This window comes from Streptomyces sp. NPDC004788, assembly GCF_053601115.1.
Genome location: NZ_JBSGBF010000069.1, coordinates 16,380 through 31,731, shown reverse-complemented (window position 1 = coordinate 31,731; position 15,352 = coordinate 16,380). Strand labels below are relative to the sequence as shown.

Below are 15,352 nucleotides of genomic sequence, written 5' to 3'. Positions count from 1 at the left end.
CAGGGTGGTCATGCGGCGGATTCCAGGATCGTCGTGCGGCGGACACCAGGGCGGTGACGCGTCAGGCTCCAGGGCGGTCATGCGTCAGGTTCCGGTCGTGGTGCCGGCGGGCAGCGGAAGGGAGACGGCCACGGCGGTGCCCTGGCCGGGGGCGGACTCGACGGTGAAGGAGCCGCCCAGCGACTCCGCGCGCGAGCGCATCGCCGGCAGCCCGAAGCCCCCGTCCGAGGACGGGCGCACGGAGCGCGGCGCGGCCGGGTCGAAGCCCTTGCCGTCGTCGACCACGTCCAGCGTCACCGAGCCGCCCATGAACGACAGGGTGATCTCCGCCCGCGAGGCGGAGGCGTGCCGCACCGTGTTCGCGAGCGCCGACTGGGCGATCCGCAGCAGCGCCACCTCGTACGGGGTGGGCAGCTCGGCCGGTGTCCCGCTGACCGAGAACCGCACCCGCGGCCCCTCCGGAGCGGCCGGCGGGCCGGCCGTCTCGCACAGCCGCTCCAGCGCCCCGGCGAGCGAGCCGTGCTCCAGATCGGGTGGGGTGAGCGCCCGTACGAAGCGGCGGGCCTCCGCCAGGTTGTCCTGCGCCGCCCGCCGGGCCGCGTCGATGTGCCCGGCCGCCGGCGAGCCCTCCGGCAGCGCGCGCTCGGCGGCCCGCAGCAGCAGCTGGATCGACGAGAGCCCCTGCGCCAGGGTGTCGTGGATCTCCCGGGCGAGCCGCTCGCGCTCGGCGAGCGTCCCCGCGTGCCGCTCGGCCGCCGCCAGCTCGGCCCGGGTCGAGATCAGCTCCTCGATCAGCCGGCGCCGCCGCTCGCTCTCCCGGTACAGCGCCTGGTAGCCGAGCACGGTCGCCACGGCGACCGCCGCGCCGAGCAGCGGCCCGATGAAGACGCCCGGGCTGAGGGCCGCGCCGTGCCGCACGTACGACAGGATCGCCGCGCACGCCGTGAGCGCCACCGCCGGCAGCGACCAGCGCACCGGCAGCAGGTGCAACTGCAGGAAGTACAGCGGGAAGGCCAGCCACAGCCCCTCGGGCGTCAGCCACAGCAGCACCAGCCAGGACAGGCAGAGCGCGCCCAGCCAGACCGCCGCCCCGCGCTGCGAGCCGCGCACGGCGGGCAGCAGCGAGCCGGCCGCGTACACCGCGCCGGTCGCCACCGCCGCCACCACGCCCGCGGTCGTCTGCGAGCGCACCGCCGCCAGGACGAGGAGCCCCGCCATCAGCAGATGAAGACAGAGGCGCAGCGCGCGCAGGGCAGGGGTGAGGGAGCGGGGATCCATGATGGTTCCAGGGTAGGCGGGGCCGCGGGCCGCTCCGGAGAATCCGGACTCAACCGAAAGTTTGATTACGGAGCCATCCGTGGCGCGATGCCCGCCCGGGGCCCTGACCAGCAGGCTTGGCCCCATGTTCGTGGCATGGAGAGACCTGAGATTCGCCAAGGGGCGTTTCACCCTGATGGGCACCGTGATCGTCCTGATCACCCTGCTCGTCGGACTGCTTTCGGGACTGACCGCCGGGCTCGCACGGGAGAACATCTCGGCGATCACCGGCCTCCCGGCGGACCGGCTGGCCTTCGCCGCGCCGCCCGCCGGCCAGTCGGTCTCCTTCACCAACTCGGCCGTCACCGCCTCCCAGTGGCGTGACTGGGCCGCCCGGCCCGGCGTCGAGCGCGCCGCGCCGCTGGGCATCCGCACGCTCAACGCCACGGCCGGCGACCGCACCGCCGCCCTCTCCGCCTTCGGCACGGAGCCGGGCGCGGGCCTCGCGCCGGAGGGCTCGCGGCTCGGGGCGGGCAAGGTGGTCCTGTCCGAGTCGGCGGCGGAGGAGCTGGACGTCACCGCCGGGGACGCGGTGCGCCTCGGCCCCCTGGACGCCACCGTCGTCGCGGTCGCCGGGGACGCCTCGTACAGCCACACGCCCGTCGTGTGGACCTCCCTCGACGACTGGCAGAAGGTCGGCCGGGCCGGCACCGGGACCGAGCAGCAGGCCACCGTGATCGCGCTGAGCGGCTCCGGCGCCGACTGGGCGGCCGGGGACAAGGCCCTCGGAACGGCCGCGAAGACCGTCGACGAGGCCCTCGGCGCCATAGGGTCCTACCAGGCCGAGAACGGCTCGCTCCAGCTGATGCGCGGCTTCCTCTTCGCGATCTCCGCGCTGGTCATAGGAGCCTTCTTCACCGTCTGGACCATCCAGCGCAGCGCCGACGTGGCCGTCCTCAAGGCGCTCGGCGCCTCCACCCCGTACCTCCTGAAGGACGCCCTCGGGCAGGCCGTGGTGATGCTCGGCGCGGGCACCCTGCTCGGCACCGGGCTCGCCTCCGGCATCGGCGCGCTGATCAGCGGCGGCGACGTGCCGTTCGTGCTGCAGCCGCTCACCGTGCTCGGCCCGGCCGCCGTGATGATCGTGCTCGGCGTGCTCGGCGCGGCCCTGTCCATCCGGCGGATCACCGCCGTCGACCCCCTGACCGCGCTCGGGAGCGCCCGATGAGCCTGTTGCTCGACCACGTGACCCTGACCTACCCGGACGGCGACGGCCGGCTCACCGCCCTCGACGCCGTCTCCCTGGACGTGCCCGCCGGCCGCCTCACCGCCGTCGTCGGCCCCTCCGGCTCCGGCAAGTCCAGCCTGCTCGCCGTCGCCGCGACCCTCGTCACGCCGGACACCGGCCGGGTCGTCGTCGCCGGCACGGAGACGGGCTCGCTCACCCCGGCGGCCAAGGCCGAGCTGCGCCGCGAGCACATCGGCATCGTCTTCCAGCAGCCGAACCTGCTGCCCTCGCTCAGCGCGCTGGAGCAGCTCCAGGTGATGGCGCACCTGTCCGGGCGCGGCCCGCGGACCGCCCGGGACCGGGCCCTGGAGCTGCTCGACGCGGTCGGCCTCGCCGACCAGGCGCACCGCCGCCCGCACCAGCTCTCCGGCGGTCAGCGCCAGCGCGTCAACATCGCGCGGGCGCTGATGAACGAGCCCTCCGTGCTCCTGGTCGACGAGCCGACGAGCGCGCTCGACCACGAGCGGGGCGCGGCCGTGATGGAGCTGCTCGGCCGGCTGACGGCGGAACGGGGGACGGCGACGGTGCTCGTGACGCACGACCGGACGCACCTCGGGCGGGCGGACCGCACGGTGACGGTGGTGGACGGGCGGCTGAGCGAGGACACCGCCGACGTGGCCGTCTGACCCGCGTACACACGACGAGGGCGCCCGGAGCCTGGGGAAGGCTTCGGGCGCCCTTTGCCGTATGTCGTAGGCCGTGTGTCGTAGGCCGTACGCCGTGGGGGCCGTTCGGGGCCGGGCCGGGGCTCAGACCTGCCCGTTGCCCGCCGTGTTCACCAGCGCCGCCGACAGCTCCTGGGCGACCTGCTGGAGGATCGGGACGATCTTGTCGGTGGCCGCCTCGGTGACCCGGCCGGCCGGGCCGGAGATGGAGATCGCGGCGGGGGTGGGGGAGTTGGGGACGGGGACCGCGAGGCAGCGGACTCCTATCTCCTGCTCGTTGTCGTCGACCGCGTAGCCCGTGTCGCGCACCAGGACCAGGGCGTCCAGGAAGCCCTCGGGCGTGGTGATCGTCTTCTCGGTGGCGGCGGGCATGCCGGTACGGGCGAGCAGCGCGCGCACCTCGTCGGCGGGCGTGTCCACGAGCAGCGCCTTGCCGACGCCGGTGGAGTGCGGCAGCACCCGGCGGCCGACCTCGGTGAACATGCGCATCGAGTGCTTGGACGGCACCTGGGCGACGTACACGACCTCGTCGCCGTCGAGCAGCGCCATGTTCGCGGTCTCGCCGGTCTCCTCGACGAGCCGGGCCAGATACGGGCGGGCCCAGGTGCCGAGGAGCCGGGAGGCGGACTCGCCGAGCCGGATCAGGCGCGGGCCGAGGGCGTAGCGGCGGTTCGGCTGCTGGCGGACGTAGCCGCAGGCGACCAGCGTGCGCATCAGGCGGTGGATGGTCGGCAGCGGCAGTCCGCTGCTGGCGGAGAGTTCGCTGAGCCCGACCTCGCCGCCCGCGTCGGCCATCCGCTCCAGGAGGTCGAAGGCACGCTCGAGGGACTGGACGCCACCGCTCGCGGCGGCGGGCTTGGCGGCGTCGGTGGTGCTGGCGCTGGACGTCGGCACGGCAACGGTCCTTTCGGGGCAGGCGGGCAAGGCAGCAGCCTACCGGGCGCCCGGGCCGGGCACACGGCCCAGGTCCCGGCGTCCGGGCCGGTCAGCGGGGTGTTTGTCCGGTGTCGGCGGCTGCCCTGAGGGGTCCTGGTCCGCCCCGCATGTGCGGAGCTACGTTCTACTGTACGAAATTCTCATTCCACTTCATGGAAACGTCCAATCGGCCCTCGCGAGAGCGGGGCATGCCGGGCGATCCTGAAAACGCGCCCTTGACGACATGTCGTCACGGCCGCAGACTCCTTCAACAGTTCGTTGAATTTCTGCTTCGCGGAAGAAGAAGGGGTACGGGTGGACGTCAACCTGGTCCTGCGCTCGACGCGCGTCATCACCCCCGAGGGGACTCGTGCGGCGTCGATCGCCGTCTCCGGCGGGACGATCGCGGCCGTGTGGCCGTACGACGCCGAGGTCCCGGCCGGGGCCCGGCTGGAGGACGTCGGCGACGACGTCGTCCTGCCCGGTCTCGTCGACACGCATGTCCATGTGAACGACCCCGGGCGCACCGAGTGGGAGGGCTTCTGGACCGCGACGCGCGCCGCGGCCGCCGGTGGCATCACCACCCTGCTCGACATGCCGCTGAACTCGCTGCCGCCGACCACCACCGTCGAGCACCTGCGGATCAAGCAGGACGTCGCCCGCACCAAGGCGCACATCGACACCGGCTTCTGGGGCGGCGCCCTGCCGGACAACGTCAAGGACCTGCGGCCGCTGCACGACGCCGGCGTCTTCGGCTTCAAGTGCTTCCTGTCGCCGTCCGGCGTGGACGAGTTCCCGCAGCTCGACCAGGACCAGCTGGCCGCCTCGCTCGCCGAGATCGCCGGCTTCGACGGGCTGATGATCGTCCACGCCGAGGACCCGCACGAGCTCGACGCCGCCCCGCAGACGCCGGGCGCGAAGTACGCCGACTTCCTCGCCTCCCGGCCGCGGGTCGCGGAGAACACCGCGATCGAGAACCTGATCAACCAGGCCCGCCGGCTGAGCGCCCGCGTGCACGTCCTGCACCTGTCGTCCTCGGACGCGCTGCCGCTGATCGCCGCCGCCAAGGCGGAGGGCGTGAAGGTCACCGTCGAGACCTGTCCGCACTTCCTGACCCTGACGGCGGAGGAGGTCCCGGACGGCGCGACCGAGTTCAAGTGCTGCCCGCCGATCCGCGAGGCGGCCAACCAGGACGCGCTGTGGGAGGGCCTGGCGGACGGCACCATCGACTGCATCGTCTCCGACCACTCGCCGTCCACGGCCGACCTCAAGACCGGCGACTTCGCCTCCGCCTGGGGCGGCATCTCCTCGCTCCAGCTCGGCCTGCCGGCCATCTGGACCGAGGCCCGCCGCCGCGGCCACGACCTCACCGACCTCGCCCGCTGGATGTCCGAGGGCCCCGCCCGCCTCGCCGGTCTCGACCGGAAGGGCGCCATCGAGCCGGGCCGCGACGCCGACTTCGCGATCGTCGACCCCGACGCCACCTTCACCGTCGACCCGGCCGAACTGCAGCACCGCAACCGCGTCACCGCCTACGCCGGCAAGACCCTCTACGGCGTCGTCACCTCCACCTGGCTTCGCGGCGAGCGCATCAACGACCGCGGCACCCTCACCGAGCCCACCGGCCGTCTCCTCGAAAGGAACAACTGACGTGTCCTCCATACCCAGCTTCACCGGAGACGCGAGCCCGTACGGCGGCGGTGACCCGTACGCCGACTACCGCACCGCAGACTTCCCCTTCACCCAGTACGCCGACCTCGCCGACCGCCGCCTCGGCGCGGGCGTCGTCGCCGCCAACGACGAGTTCTTCGCCGAGCGCGAGAACCTGCTCAAGCCCGAGGCCGCCGAGTTCGACCCCGAGCACTTCGGCCACAAGGGCAAGATCATGGACGGCTGGGAGACCCGCCGCCGCCGCGGCGTCTCCGCCGAGCAGCCGCACCCCACCGAGGACGACCACGACTGGGCGCTCGTACGCCTCGGTGCCCCCGGCGTGATCCGCGGCCTCGTCGTCGACACCGCCCACTTCCGCGGCAACTACCCGCAGGCCGTCTCCGTCGAGGCCACCTCCGTCGCCGGCTCGCCCTCGCCCGAGGAGCTCCTCGCCGACGACGTCAAGTGGACGACGATCGTCCCGCGCACCGCCATCGGCGGCCACGCCGCCAACGGCTTCGCCGTCGACGTCGAGCAGCGCTTCACCCACCTCCGCGTCAACCAGCACCCCGACGGCGGCATCGCCCGCCTCCGCGTGTACGGCGAGGTCGCCCCCGACCCGGCCTGGCTCGGCGTGCTCGGCACCTTCGACCTCGCCGCCCTGGAGAACGGCGGCCAGGTCGAGGACGCCTCCGACCGCTTCTACTCGCCGGCCACCAACACCATCCAGCCCGGCCGCTCGCGCAAGATGGACGACGGCTGGGAGACCCGCCGCCGCCGCGACAAGGGCAACGACTGGATCCGCTACAGCCTCGCCGCCGAGTCCGAGATCCGCGCCGTCGAGATCGACACCGCGTACCTCAAGGGCAACAGCGCCGGCTGGGCCGCGCTCTCCGTCGCCGCCGAGGGCTCCGACGACTGGACCGAGATCCTCCCGCGGACCCGCCTCCAGCCCGACACCAACCACCGCTTCGTGCTCGACACGCCCGCGGTCGGCGCCCGTGTCCGCATCGACATCTACCCCGACGGCGGCATCTCCCGCCTCCGCCTCTTCGGCTCCCTCACCGAGGCGGGCACGGCGCGCCTGACGGCCCGCCACCAGGAACTGGGCGGCTGACGCCTCCCACCAAGACTGGGCGGGCACGACACCCCGCCCGGCCCGCGAGGGCGCACCGACCCGACAGCACCGGTGCGCCCTCCACCTCTTTTCAAGGCTCGGTTCCCCTCCGGGGCGCTTGAGCCGTGCTCACAGCGCCGTACGTGCTCGCCCCCTCGTTCCTCGGGGACCGCGCGCGTTCGTCACCGTTCCCCCGGCGCGCCCCTTCGGCTCACTCGCCGCCGCGGTCGTCGGGGCGGTCACGCGGCGTGGCCGCCGTCCACCGAGAACTCGGCGCCCGTCACGTACGCCGCACCCGGGCCGGACAGGAACGCCACCATCGAGGCGACCTCGTCGGCCGTGCCGAAGCGGCCGAGGGCCGTCATCTCGGCCTGGGCCTGGGCGTACGGGCCGTTCGCCGGGTTCATGTCGGTGTCCGTCGGGCCCGGGTGGACGATGTTCGCGGTGATGCCGCGGCCGCCCAGCTCGCGGGCGAGCGACTTCGTCAGGCCGACGAGGGCCGCCTTGCTCATCGCGTACAGCGTGCCGCCGGGGCCCGGCACCCGCTGCGTCATGCAGGTGCCGATGGTGACGATCCGGCCGCCCGCCACCATGCGCGCGGCGGCGGCCTGCGCGGCCAGGAAGACCGAGCGGACGTTCACCGCGAGCACCCGGTCCACGTCCGCGAGGGTCAGGGACTCCAGCGGGCCGATGACCCCGACGCCGACGTTGTTCACCAGCACGTCGAGCCGGCCGAGCGCGTCCGCGGCCCACTCCACCGCGCCGGCCGCGTCTCCCGCGTCAGCCGCGTCCGCGCGCAGCGCGAGCGCCTTCCCGCCGGCCGCCTCGATCCGGGCGGCGACCTCGCGGGCCCGCTCCGCGCCCTGGACGTAGGTGAAGGCGACGTCCGCGCCCTCCTCGGCGAGCCGGACGGCCGTCGCCGCGCCGATGCCCCGGCTGCCGCCGGTGACCAGGACCGCCTTGCCGCTCATCGTGGACATTCTGAACTCCTCGTACGTCGTCGCCAGTTGTCGTTGCGAGTTCAATCAAACGCGGGGCGGCGTCCCCGTGCTGGCGGGAATCGGACGGCGAGCCGGTCACCGCGCGGCCACCGATGAGTTCCGCGGACAGGCAGGGTCTGCAGAGGTGAGACACGACGACAAGAAGAGAGAGGGTCCCCCCATGGCCACCCTGAGCCTCACCCAGTTCCTCACCCTCGACGGCGTCTACCAGGCCCCCGGCGGTCCCGAGGAAGACCCCAGCGGCGGCTTCGCACACGGCGGCTGGTCCTTCCCGTACGGCGACGAGGACTTCGGCCGCTACATGAACGAGGTCTTCACGCGGCCCACCGCCTTCCTCCTCGGCCGCCGCACCTACGAGATCTTCGCGAGCTACTGGCCGAAGCACGACGACCCCGACAACCCCATCGCGACCAAGCTGAACACCCTCCCCAAGTACGTGGCCTCCCGCACCCTCACCACCGCCGACTGGGGACCGGTCACGATCCTCTCCGGCGACGTCGTGCAGGAGGTCGCCGCGCTCAAGCAGCGGCTCGACGGCGAGATCCAGATGCACGGCAGCGGCGGCCTCGCGCGGACCCTGCTGGACCACGACCTCATCGACACGCTCCACCTGCTCGTCTTCCCGGTCGTCCTCGGCACGGGCCGACGCCTGTTCGCCGAGGGCGCGAGGCCCAGCGCCTTCCGGCTCACCGACGCGCGCACGACGCCGGCGGGCGTCACCCTCCAGACGTACGAGCAGGCGGGCCGGCCCACGTACGGCAGCTACTGAAAGGTGTAGCCACCACGGGCTGGTCCCGGTACGGTGATCACCCCCCCCGTGTGCGAGCCGTCGAAGTCTCCACTCCGCCTGACCAGTTGGAGACGCCATGTCGTCGCTCGCCGCCCCCGCGACCCTCGGCGCCCCGCGCCGCGCCTGGCTCACCGACCTGCCGGTGCTGCTCGTCGCGGTCGTCTGGGGCGCCAGCTATCTCGCCGCCAAGGGCGTCACCACCACCCACACCGTGCTCGCCGTCCTCGTGCTGCGCTTCGCGATCGTGCTGCCGGTGCTCGTCGCCGCGGGGTGGCGCAGGCTGCGGGCCCTCGACGCGGCCCAGTGGCGCGGGGCGGCGGTCCTCGGGCTGATCCTCGCCGGGATCTTCGTACTCGAGACGTACGGGGTGGTGCACACCTCCGCCACCAACGCGGGCCTGATCATCAGCCTCACGATGGTCTTCACGCCGCTCGCCGAGGCCGCCGTCACCCGGACCAAGCCGCCCCGCGCCTTCCTCGGCGCCGCCGCGCTGTCCGTGGCCGGCGTGGTCCTGCTGACCCAGGGCGCGGGCTTCACCGCGCCCTCGGCCGGCGACCTGCTGATGCTGCTCGCCGCGCTCGCCCGTACCGTGCACGTCCTCGCGATGTCGCGCATCAAGGCCGTACAGAGCGCCGACTCGCTCTCCCTCACCACCGTCCAGCTCGGCGCCGCCGTCGCGGTCTTCGCCCTCCTCGCCGCCGTCCCCGGCACCGGCGCCACCCCCTGGGCGACGGCCCTCGGCTTCGGGCCGGGCGAGTGGGCCGGACTGCTCTTCCTCTCCGTCTTCTGCACCCTGTTCGCCTTCTTCGTCCAGATGTGGGCCGTCCGCCGCACCTCCCCGTCCCGCGTCAGCCTCCTCCTCGGCACCGAGCCCCTCTGGGCCGCCGCCGCGGGCATCGCACTCGCCGGTGACCGCCCCGGAACCCTGGGCCTCGCCGGGGCCGTCCTCGTGCTCGCGGGCACCGGCTGGGGCCGCCGGGCCGCCGACACCGCTTAGACCTGCCTCCGGGCCTGAGCCGTCAGCTCTTGACCCGGTCCGATATCACCAGGACCACCAGTCCGAGCCCCGCGATCACGATGTTCGCGAACAGCTCCCGGCCCTCCAGGAAGCCGATGTTGTCGGTCAGGAAACGGGTCGCGCCCATCAGTTTGAACCAGCCGTCGGTCAGCTCGCGGATCACCCCGCACACGCCGAAGACCAGCACCAGAAAACCCGTGACCTCGAGAAACCTCTTCATGCTCCGAGCATGATCCACGGCCGCCCCCGCCCGCGTCGGCCACCGGTATCCCCTCTCCGCGACTTCCGTACGACCTTCGTACGACCGAGGTCCCCGGCTCGCGCGACTTTGGTATCGCACGGGCCGCACGTGGCCGCACGGGGCCGTGACACGCCGCTCACCTGCGTACATTTCCCGTATGACGCGTACCTGGCTGCTCCCTTCCCATCTGGTCGAGGCCGCCCGCACCGGCGGCCGGGGGCCGGGGGACGGGCGGCCGCGGCGGACCGTGCGGGACTGGGTGGTCGACACCACGATCTTCCTGCTCGCGGCGTTCGTGGGGCTGCTCGCGGCCGAGACCAGCGCCGCGTACAGCAGCGAGGCCGTCGCGCTGACCGACCAGCTCGTCGGCGGGCTCGCCTGCTGCGCCCTGTGGCTGCGCCGCCGCTGGCCCACCGGGCTCGCGGTCACCCTCTCCGTCGTCAGCGTCGTCGCGCCGACGGCGGGCGGCGCCGTGCTCGCCGCGCTGTTCAGCGTGGCCGTGCGCCGCCCCTTCAAGGAGGTGGCGTCGATCGGACTGCTTGCCATGGCCGCGTCGACCGTGCAGGTCTTCGTACGGCCCGACCCGACCACCGGCACCCCGCTCGCCATCGGCATCGGGATCGTCCTGATCCTCCTGGTCACCGCCTGGGGCATGCTGGTCCGCTCCCGCCGCCAGCTCGTCGAGGCGCTGCGCGACCGCGCGCTGCGCGCCGAGGCGGAGGCGGGGCTGCGGGCCGAGCAGGCGCAGCGGCAGGCGCGGGAGGCCATCGCGCGGGAGATGCACGACGTGCTGGCCCACCGCCTCACGCTGCTCAGCGTGCACGCCGGCGCCCTGGAGTTCCGGCCCGACGCCCCGCCCGCGCAGGTCGCGCGGGCCGCCGGGGTGATCCGGGACAGCGCCCACGAGGCGCTGCAGGACCTGCGGGAGATCATCGGCGTGCTGCGCGCGCCGCACGACGACGAGGGCGACGGCGGCGCCGCGAACCGGCCGCAGCCCACCCTCGCCACCCTGGACAGCCTCGTCGCGGAGGTCCGCGAGGCCGGCATGAAGGTCGTCCTCGACTCGACCGTGGCCGACCCGGACGCCGTGCCCGCCGCCACCGGCCGCACCGTCTACCGCATCGTCCAGGAAGCCCTCACCAACGCCCGCAAGCACGCGCCCGGCGCCGAGGTCACCCTCACCCTGCGCGGCCGCCCCGGCGAAGGACTCGACCTCGACATCGCCAACCCCGCCCCCACCGGTCCCGTCCCGCCCGTCCCCGGCTCCGGGCAGGGCCTCATCGGGCTGACCGAACGCGCCACCCTCGCCGGCGGCCGGCTCACCCACGGACCCGCCCCCGACGGCGGCTTCGCCGTGCACGCCTGGCTACCGTGGCCCGCATGACACCCACCCCGCCGTCCTCCTCGCCGTCCGCCCGGCCGTCCGCCCGGCCGTCCGTCCGGCTGCTCGTCGTCGACGACGACCCGCTGGTCCGCGCGGGCCTCGCCCTCATGCTCGGCGGCGCCGAGGACATCGAGATCGTCGGCGAGGGCGCCGACGGCGCCGAGGTCCCCGAACTCGTCGAGCGGCTCGCCCCCGACGTCGTCCTCATGGACATCCGCATGCCGCGCGTCGACGGCCTCTCCGCCACCGAACGGCTCCGCGCCCGGCCCGGCGCGCCCGAGGTCCTCGTCCTCACCACCTTCCACGCCGACGAACAGGTCCTGCGGGCGCTGCGCGCCGGGGCCGCCGGCTTCGTCCTCAAGGACACCCCGCCGGCCGAGATCGTCACCGCCGTGCGCCGGGTGGCGGCCGGGGACCCGGTGCTCTCCCCGGCCGTCACCCGCCAGCTCATGACCCATGTCGCCGGGCAGGACACGCCGCACACTCCCCGCACCGGCCCGCAGGAGCCCCCGCGCCGCGCCACCGCCGCCCGCCGTCTCGCCGAACTCGCGGACCGCGAACGGGAGGTGGCGCTCGCCGTCGGACGGGGCAGCTCCAACGCCGAGATCGCCGCGGCCCTCTACATGAGCGTCCCCACCGTCAAGACCCACGTCTCCCGCATTCTGGCCAAACTCGGCCTCAACAACCGTGTCCAGATCGCGCTGCTCGTCCACGACGCCGGCCTGCTCGACCTCCCCGACGGAGCGGACGACGCGTAGCCTGGACCGATGTCCGTCATTCAACTGGGGGAATACGGAGCGGACTTCACCGCCGACCCGTACCCGTATTACGCGAAACTCCGTGAGAGCGGCCCGGTGCACGAGGTCGTGACGCCGGACGGCATGCCGGCCTGGCTCGTCGTCGGCTACGAGGAGGCCCGCGCGGCCCTCGCCGACCAGCGGCTCTCCAAGTCCTTCTCCGAATTCGGCCCGGAACGGCCGCAGGACGAGATCATCGGACCCAATCTGCTCATCATCGACCCGCCCGACCACACCCGGCTGCGCAAACTCGTCGCGGGCGAGTTCACCGGCCGCCGGGTGGAGGCGCTGCGGCCGCGCGTCCAGGAGCTCACCGACGAACTCCTCGACGCGATGGCCCCGGCCGGCCGCGCCGACCTCGTCGACTCCTTCGCCTTCCCGCTGCCCATCACCGTCATCTGCGAACTGCTCGGCGTCCCGGCCGCCGACCGCGACACCTTCCGGGCCTGGTCCAACGCGATCGTCGCGCCGACCGGTGACCCCTCCGAGCAGGAGGCGGCCGCGGCCGGCTTCTACGGCTACCTCGACGAACTCATCGAGGACAAGCGCGCCGCCGGGCCGCAGGACGACCTGCTGTCCGCCCTCATCGCCACCCGCGCCGAGGACGGCGACCGGCTCTCGCTCCCCGAACTGCGCGCCCTCGCCTATCTGCTGCTCATCGCGGGCCACGAGACCACCGTCAACCTGATCGCCAACACGGTCCGCGCCCTGCTCACGCACCCCGAGCAACTGGCCGCGCTGCGCGCCGACTTCGGCCTGATCGACGCCGCCGTCGAGGAGGGGCTGCGTTACGACGGACCGGTCGAGAACGCCACGCTCCGCTTCGCCAAGGAGCCGGTCACCCTCGGCGGCGTCGAGATACCCGCCGGCGCGATCGTGCTCGTCGGCCTCGCCTCCGGCGCCCGCGACCCCGGCCGCTTCCCCGAACCCGACCGCTTCGACATCGGGCGCGACCCGCGCGGCCACCTCGCCTTCGGCCACGGCATCCACTACTGCCTGGGCGCACCACTGGCCCGCCTGGAAGGCAAGACGGCGATCGAGTCACTGCTCCGGCGCTTCCCGCGGCTGGAACTCGACCCGGACGCGGCCCCCTGGGAATGGCTCCCCGGCATGCTGATCCGCGGCACCCGCCACCTGCCCGTCGTCTGGTGACACCCAGGGGTGCCTCGCCGATCATGCCGGGCTGACCGACAAGGCACCCCGGAGCCCCGGGCCCGCCGTCACCGGCCCCCGGGGCTCATTCCGCCGGGACCTCCGCCACCCGCACCGGGCGGCGCTCCCGGCGCGAGCGCTCGCACGCCTCCGCGATCCGCAGCGCGGCGAGCGCCTCGCCGCCGTCGCAGGGGTTGTCACGCTCGCCGCGCACCAGACCGACGAAGGCGTCCAGCTCCGCCTCGTACGCCGGCCCGAAACGCTCCAGGAAACCGGGCCACGGCTTCCCGGGCGGCGGCGGGCCCTGCGGCTCGACCGACTCCAGCGGGGTCCGCTCGTCCAGGCCGACCGCGAGCTGCGTCCGCTCGCCGGCCAGCTCCATCCGTACGTCGTACCCGGCGCCGTTGCAGCGGGTCGCGGTCGCCGACACCAGCGTGCCGTCGTCCAGGGTGAGCAGCGCGGCGGCCGTGTCCACGTCGCCGGCCTCGCGGAACATCGCGGGCCCCGCGTCCGACCCGGTCGCGTACACCTCCACCACCTCGCGCCCGGTCACCCAGCGCACGATGTCGAAGTCGTGCACCATGCAGTCCCGGAACAGCCCGCCGGACAGCGGCAGATACGCGGCCGGCGGCGGCGCGGGGTCCGACGTCGCCGTCCGCACGGTGTGCAGCCGGCCGAGCCGGCCCGCGGCGACGGCCTCCCGCGCCGCCCGGTACCCGGCGTCGAACCGCCGCATGAACCCCAGCTGCAGCTCCGTCCCGGCCGCCGCCACCGCCCGCAGCGCGCCCAGCGTCCCCGGCACGTCGAGCGCGATCGGCTTCTCGCAGAACGCCGGAAGCCCCGCCTCCGCCGCCCGCCCGATCAGCTCCGCGTGCGCCGCCGTCGCCGACGCGATCACCACCGCGTCCAGCGCGTGATGCCCGAACAGCGCATCCACGGAAGGCGCCGCCTCCGCCCCGAGCGCCCCCGCGACCCGCGCCGCCCGCTGCGCGTCGGCGTCCGCGAGCACCAGCGCCCCGACCTCCGGGTGCCGGGCGAGCAGTCCCGCGTGAAAGGCGCCGATCCGTCCCGTCCCGACCAGTCCGATCCGCATGGCCCCCAAGGTGGTGCGGAACGGACGGGGTGTCAAGGAAATGTCAGGACAACCGGACACCAACCCGTCCCGACCGCCTCCCGGCCGCCGTCCCGGCCCGCTCCCGCCTCCTTCCGGTGATCCGCCCCCGCGGCTACCCTCCCGTCCGTGTCCCCGCGAGGCCCCGAGCCGCCAGCGCACCTGCCCGGTCTGTCCGTGGACCGGGGCAGCCCCGTGCCGCTGTACTTCCAGCTCGCCCGGCAGTTGGAGACGGCCATCGAGAACGGGACGCTGCGCCCGGGCAGCCGGCTCGGGAACGAGATCGACCTCGCCGGGCGGCTCGGGCTCTCGCGGCCCACCGTGCGGCAGGCGATCGGGTCGCTGGTCGACAAGGGGCTGCTCGTGCGGCGCCGGGGAGTGGGCACGGTGGTGGTGCACGGCAGGGTGCGGCGGCGGGTGGAGCTGAGCGGGCTCTACGACGACCTGGAGGCGGCCGGGCAGCGGCCGGCGACCCGGGTCCTGGTGGACCGGCTGGAGCCCGCCGGGGCCGAGGTCGCCGCGGCGCTCGGCGTGCCGGAGGGGGCGGAGGTGCGGTATCTGGAGCGGCTCCGCTCGGCACACGGCGAGCCCCTCGCGTATCTGCGCAACCACCTGCCCGCCGGGCTGCTCGACGCCGACACCGCGAGCCTCACGGCCACCGGCCTCTACCGGCTGCTCGGCGCCGCCGGGGCGGACCCGCACAGCGCCACGCAGACCGTCGGCGCCCGGACCGCCGGGCCGGGGGAGGCGTGGCTGCTCGGCGAGCGGGAGGGCGCGGCGCTGCTGACGATGGAACGCGTGACCTTCGACGCGGCCGGCCGTGCGGTGGAGTTCGGCCGGCACCTCTACCGGGCCTCCCGCTACTCCTTCGAGTTCCCGCTGACCGCCCGCGGGTAGGACGGGGGCGGGACGCGGGCCCCGCCGAAGATCGGCGCGACCCCCATGACCGATACTGCAATGCACGCA

The 15,352-nt window shown here is 74.1% G+C and carries 15 protein-coding genes; 10 read left to right on the top strand and 5 right to left on the bottom strand.

What is annotated here, in order from left to right; all coding sequences use genetic code 11:
• Positions 1-84 precede the first annotated feature (84 nt).
• Complete coding sequence (locus tag ACWEJX_RS26405) at positions 85-1,278, bottom strand: histidine kinase (RefSeq protein WP_451609894.1); 1,194 nt, start codon at positions 1,276-1,278, stop codon at positions 85-87.
• A gap of 124 nt (positions 1,279-1,402) precedes the next feature.
• Here ACWEJX_RS26405 and ACWEJX_RS26400 point away from each other — a divergent pair, with 124 nt between their 5' ends.
• Positions 1,403-2,485 (top strand): ABC transporter permease, encoded by a 1,083-nt coding sequence (locus ACWEJX_RS26400; RefSeq protein ID WP_451609893.1) that lies wholly within the window; start codon positions 1,403-1,405, stop codon positions 2,483-2,485.
• On the top strand, positions 2,482-3,171 hold the full coding sequence (locus ACWEJX_RS26395) for an ABC transporter ATP-binding protein (protein WP_451609892.1): 690 nt from the start codon (positions 2,482-2,484) through the stop codon (positions 3,169-3,171). The genes ACWEJX_RS26400 and ACWEJX_RS26395 overlap by 4 nt, the downstream gene beginning before the upstream one ends.
• A 123-nt stretch (positions 3,172-3,294) precedes the next feature.
• On the opposite strand, the gene ACWEJX_RS26390 is transcribed toward ACWEJX_RS26395, so the two are convergent.
• Positions 3,295-4,104, bottom strand: a complete 810-nt coding sequence (locus tag ACWEJX_RS26390) for an IclR family transcriptional regulator (RefSeq protein ID WP_451609891.1) — start codon at positions 4,102-4,104, stop codon at positions 3,295-3,297.
• Between the two features lie 336 nt (positions 4,105-4,440).
• Between ACWEJX_RS26390 and allB the strand changes: the two genes are divergently transcribed.
• Positions 4,441-5,775 (top strand): allantoinase AllB, encoded by a 1,335-nt coding sequence (gene allB / locus ACWEJX_RS26385; protein WP_451609890.1) that lies wholly within the window; start codon positions 4,441-4,443, stop codon positions 5,773-5,775.
• Between the two features lies 1 nt (position 5,776).
• Positions 5,777-6,892 (top strand): allantoicase, encoded by a 1,116-nt coding sequence (alc, locus tag ACWEJX_RS26380; RefSeq protein ID WP_403789536.1) that lies wholly within the window; start codon positions 5,777-5,779, stop codon positions 6,890-6,892.
• Between the two features lie 239 nt (positions 6,893-7,131).
• On the opposite strand, the gene ACWEJX_RS26375 is transcribed toward alc, so the two are convergent.
• On the bottom strand, positions 7,132-7,872 hold the full coding sequence (locus ACWEJX_RS26375) for an SDR family NAD(P)-dependent oxidoreductase (RefSeq protein ID WP_451609889.1): 741 nt from the start codon (positions 7,870-7,872) through the stop codon (positions 7,132-7,134).
• Between the two features lie 181 nt (positions 7,873-8,053).
• Between ACWEJX_RS26375 and ACWEJX_RS26370 the strand changes: the two genes are divergently transcribed.
• Together ACWEJX_RS26370 and ACWEJX_RS26365 are read left to right on the top strand one after the other, a co-directional pair.
• On the top strand, positions 8,054-8,662 hold the full coding sequence (locus ACWEJX_RS26370) for a dihydrofolate reductase family protein (protein WP_451609888.1): 609 nt from the start codon (positions 8,054-8,056) through the stop codon (positions 8,660-8,662).
• A 97-nt stretch (positions 8,663-8,759) separates the two neighbouring features.
• The gene (locus ACWEJX_RS26365; RefSeq protein ID WP_451609887.1) at positions 8,760-9,680 is read left to right on the top strand and encodes a DMT family transporter; all 921 of its coding nucleotides are present in this window, start codon (positions 8,760-8,762) and stop codon (positions 9,678-9,680) included.
• A 22-nt stretch (positions 9,681-9,702) separates the two neighbouring features.
• On the opposite strand, the gene ACWEJX_RS26360 is transcribed toward ACWEJX_RS26365, so the two are convergent.
• Positions 9,703-9,921, bottom strand: coding sequence for a hypothetical protein (locus tag ACWEJX_RS26360; protein WP_451609886.1), 219 nt, complete (start codon positions 9,919-9,921; stop codon positions 9,703-9,705).
• Positions 9,922-10,099: 178 nt separating this feature from the next.
• On the opposite strand from ACWEJX_RS26360, the gene ACWEJX_RS26355 reads away from it, so the two are divergent.
• From ACWEJX_RS26355 to ACWEJX_RS26345, 3 genes are read left to right on the top strand one after another with little or no spacing between them, the layout of a single operon-like run.
• The gene (locus ACWEJX_RS26355; RefSeq protein WP_451609885.1) at positions 10,100-11,326 is read left to right on the top strand and encodes a sensor histidine kinase; all 1,227 of its coding nucleotides are present in this window, start codon (positions 10,100-10,102) and stop codon (positions 11,324-11,326) included.
• Complete coding sequence (locus ACWEJX_RS26350; RefSeq protein ID WP_451609884.1) at positions 11,323-12,084, top strand: response regulator; 762 nt, start codon at positions 11,323-11,325, stop codon at positions 12,082-12,084. The genes ACWEJX_RS26355 and ACWEJX_RS26350 overlap by 4 nt, the downstream gene beginning before the upstream one ends.
• Positions 12,085-12,093: 9 nt before the next feature.
• Complete coding sequence (locus tag ACWEJX_RS26345) at positions 12,094-13,275, top strand: cytochrome P450 family protein (protein WP_451609883.1); 1,182 nt, start codon at positions 12,094-12,096, stop codon at positions 13,273-13,275.
• Positions 13,276-13,360: 85 nt separating this feature from the next.
• Here ACWEJX_RS26345 and ACWEJX_RS26340 read toward each other — a convergent pair whose 3' ends face one another.
• A complete protein-coding gene (locus ACWEJX_RS26340) occupies positions 13,361-14,368 on the bottom strand; it encodes a Gfo/Idh/MocA family protein (RefSeq protein ID WP_451609882.1) in 1,008 nt (335 codons plus the stop codon).
• Between the two features lie 195 nt (positions 14,369-14,563).
• Here ACWEJX_RS26340 and ACWEJX_RS26335 point away from each other — a divergent pair, with 195 nt between their 5' ends.
• Complete coding sequence (locus tag ACWEJX_RS26335) at positions 14,564-15,283, top strand: GntR family transcriptional regulator (protein WP_451609903.1); 720 nt, start codon at positions 14,564-14,566, stop codon at positions 15,281-15,283.
• Positions 15,284-15,352 lie beyond the last annotated feature (69 nt).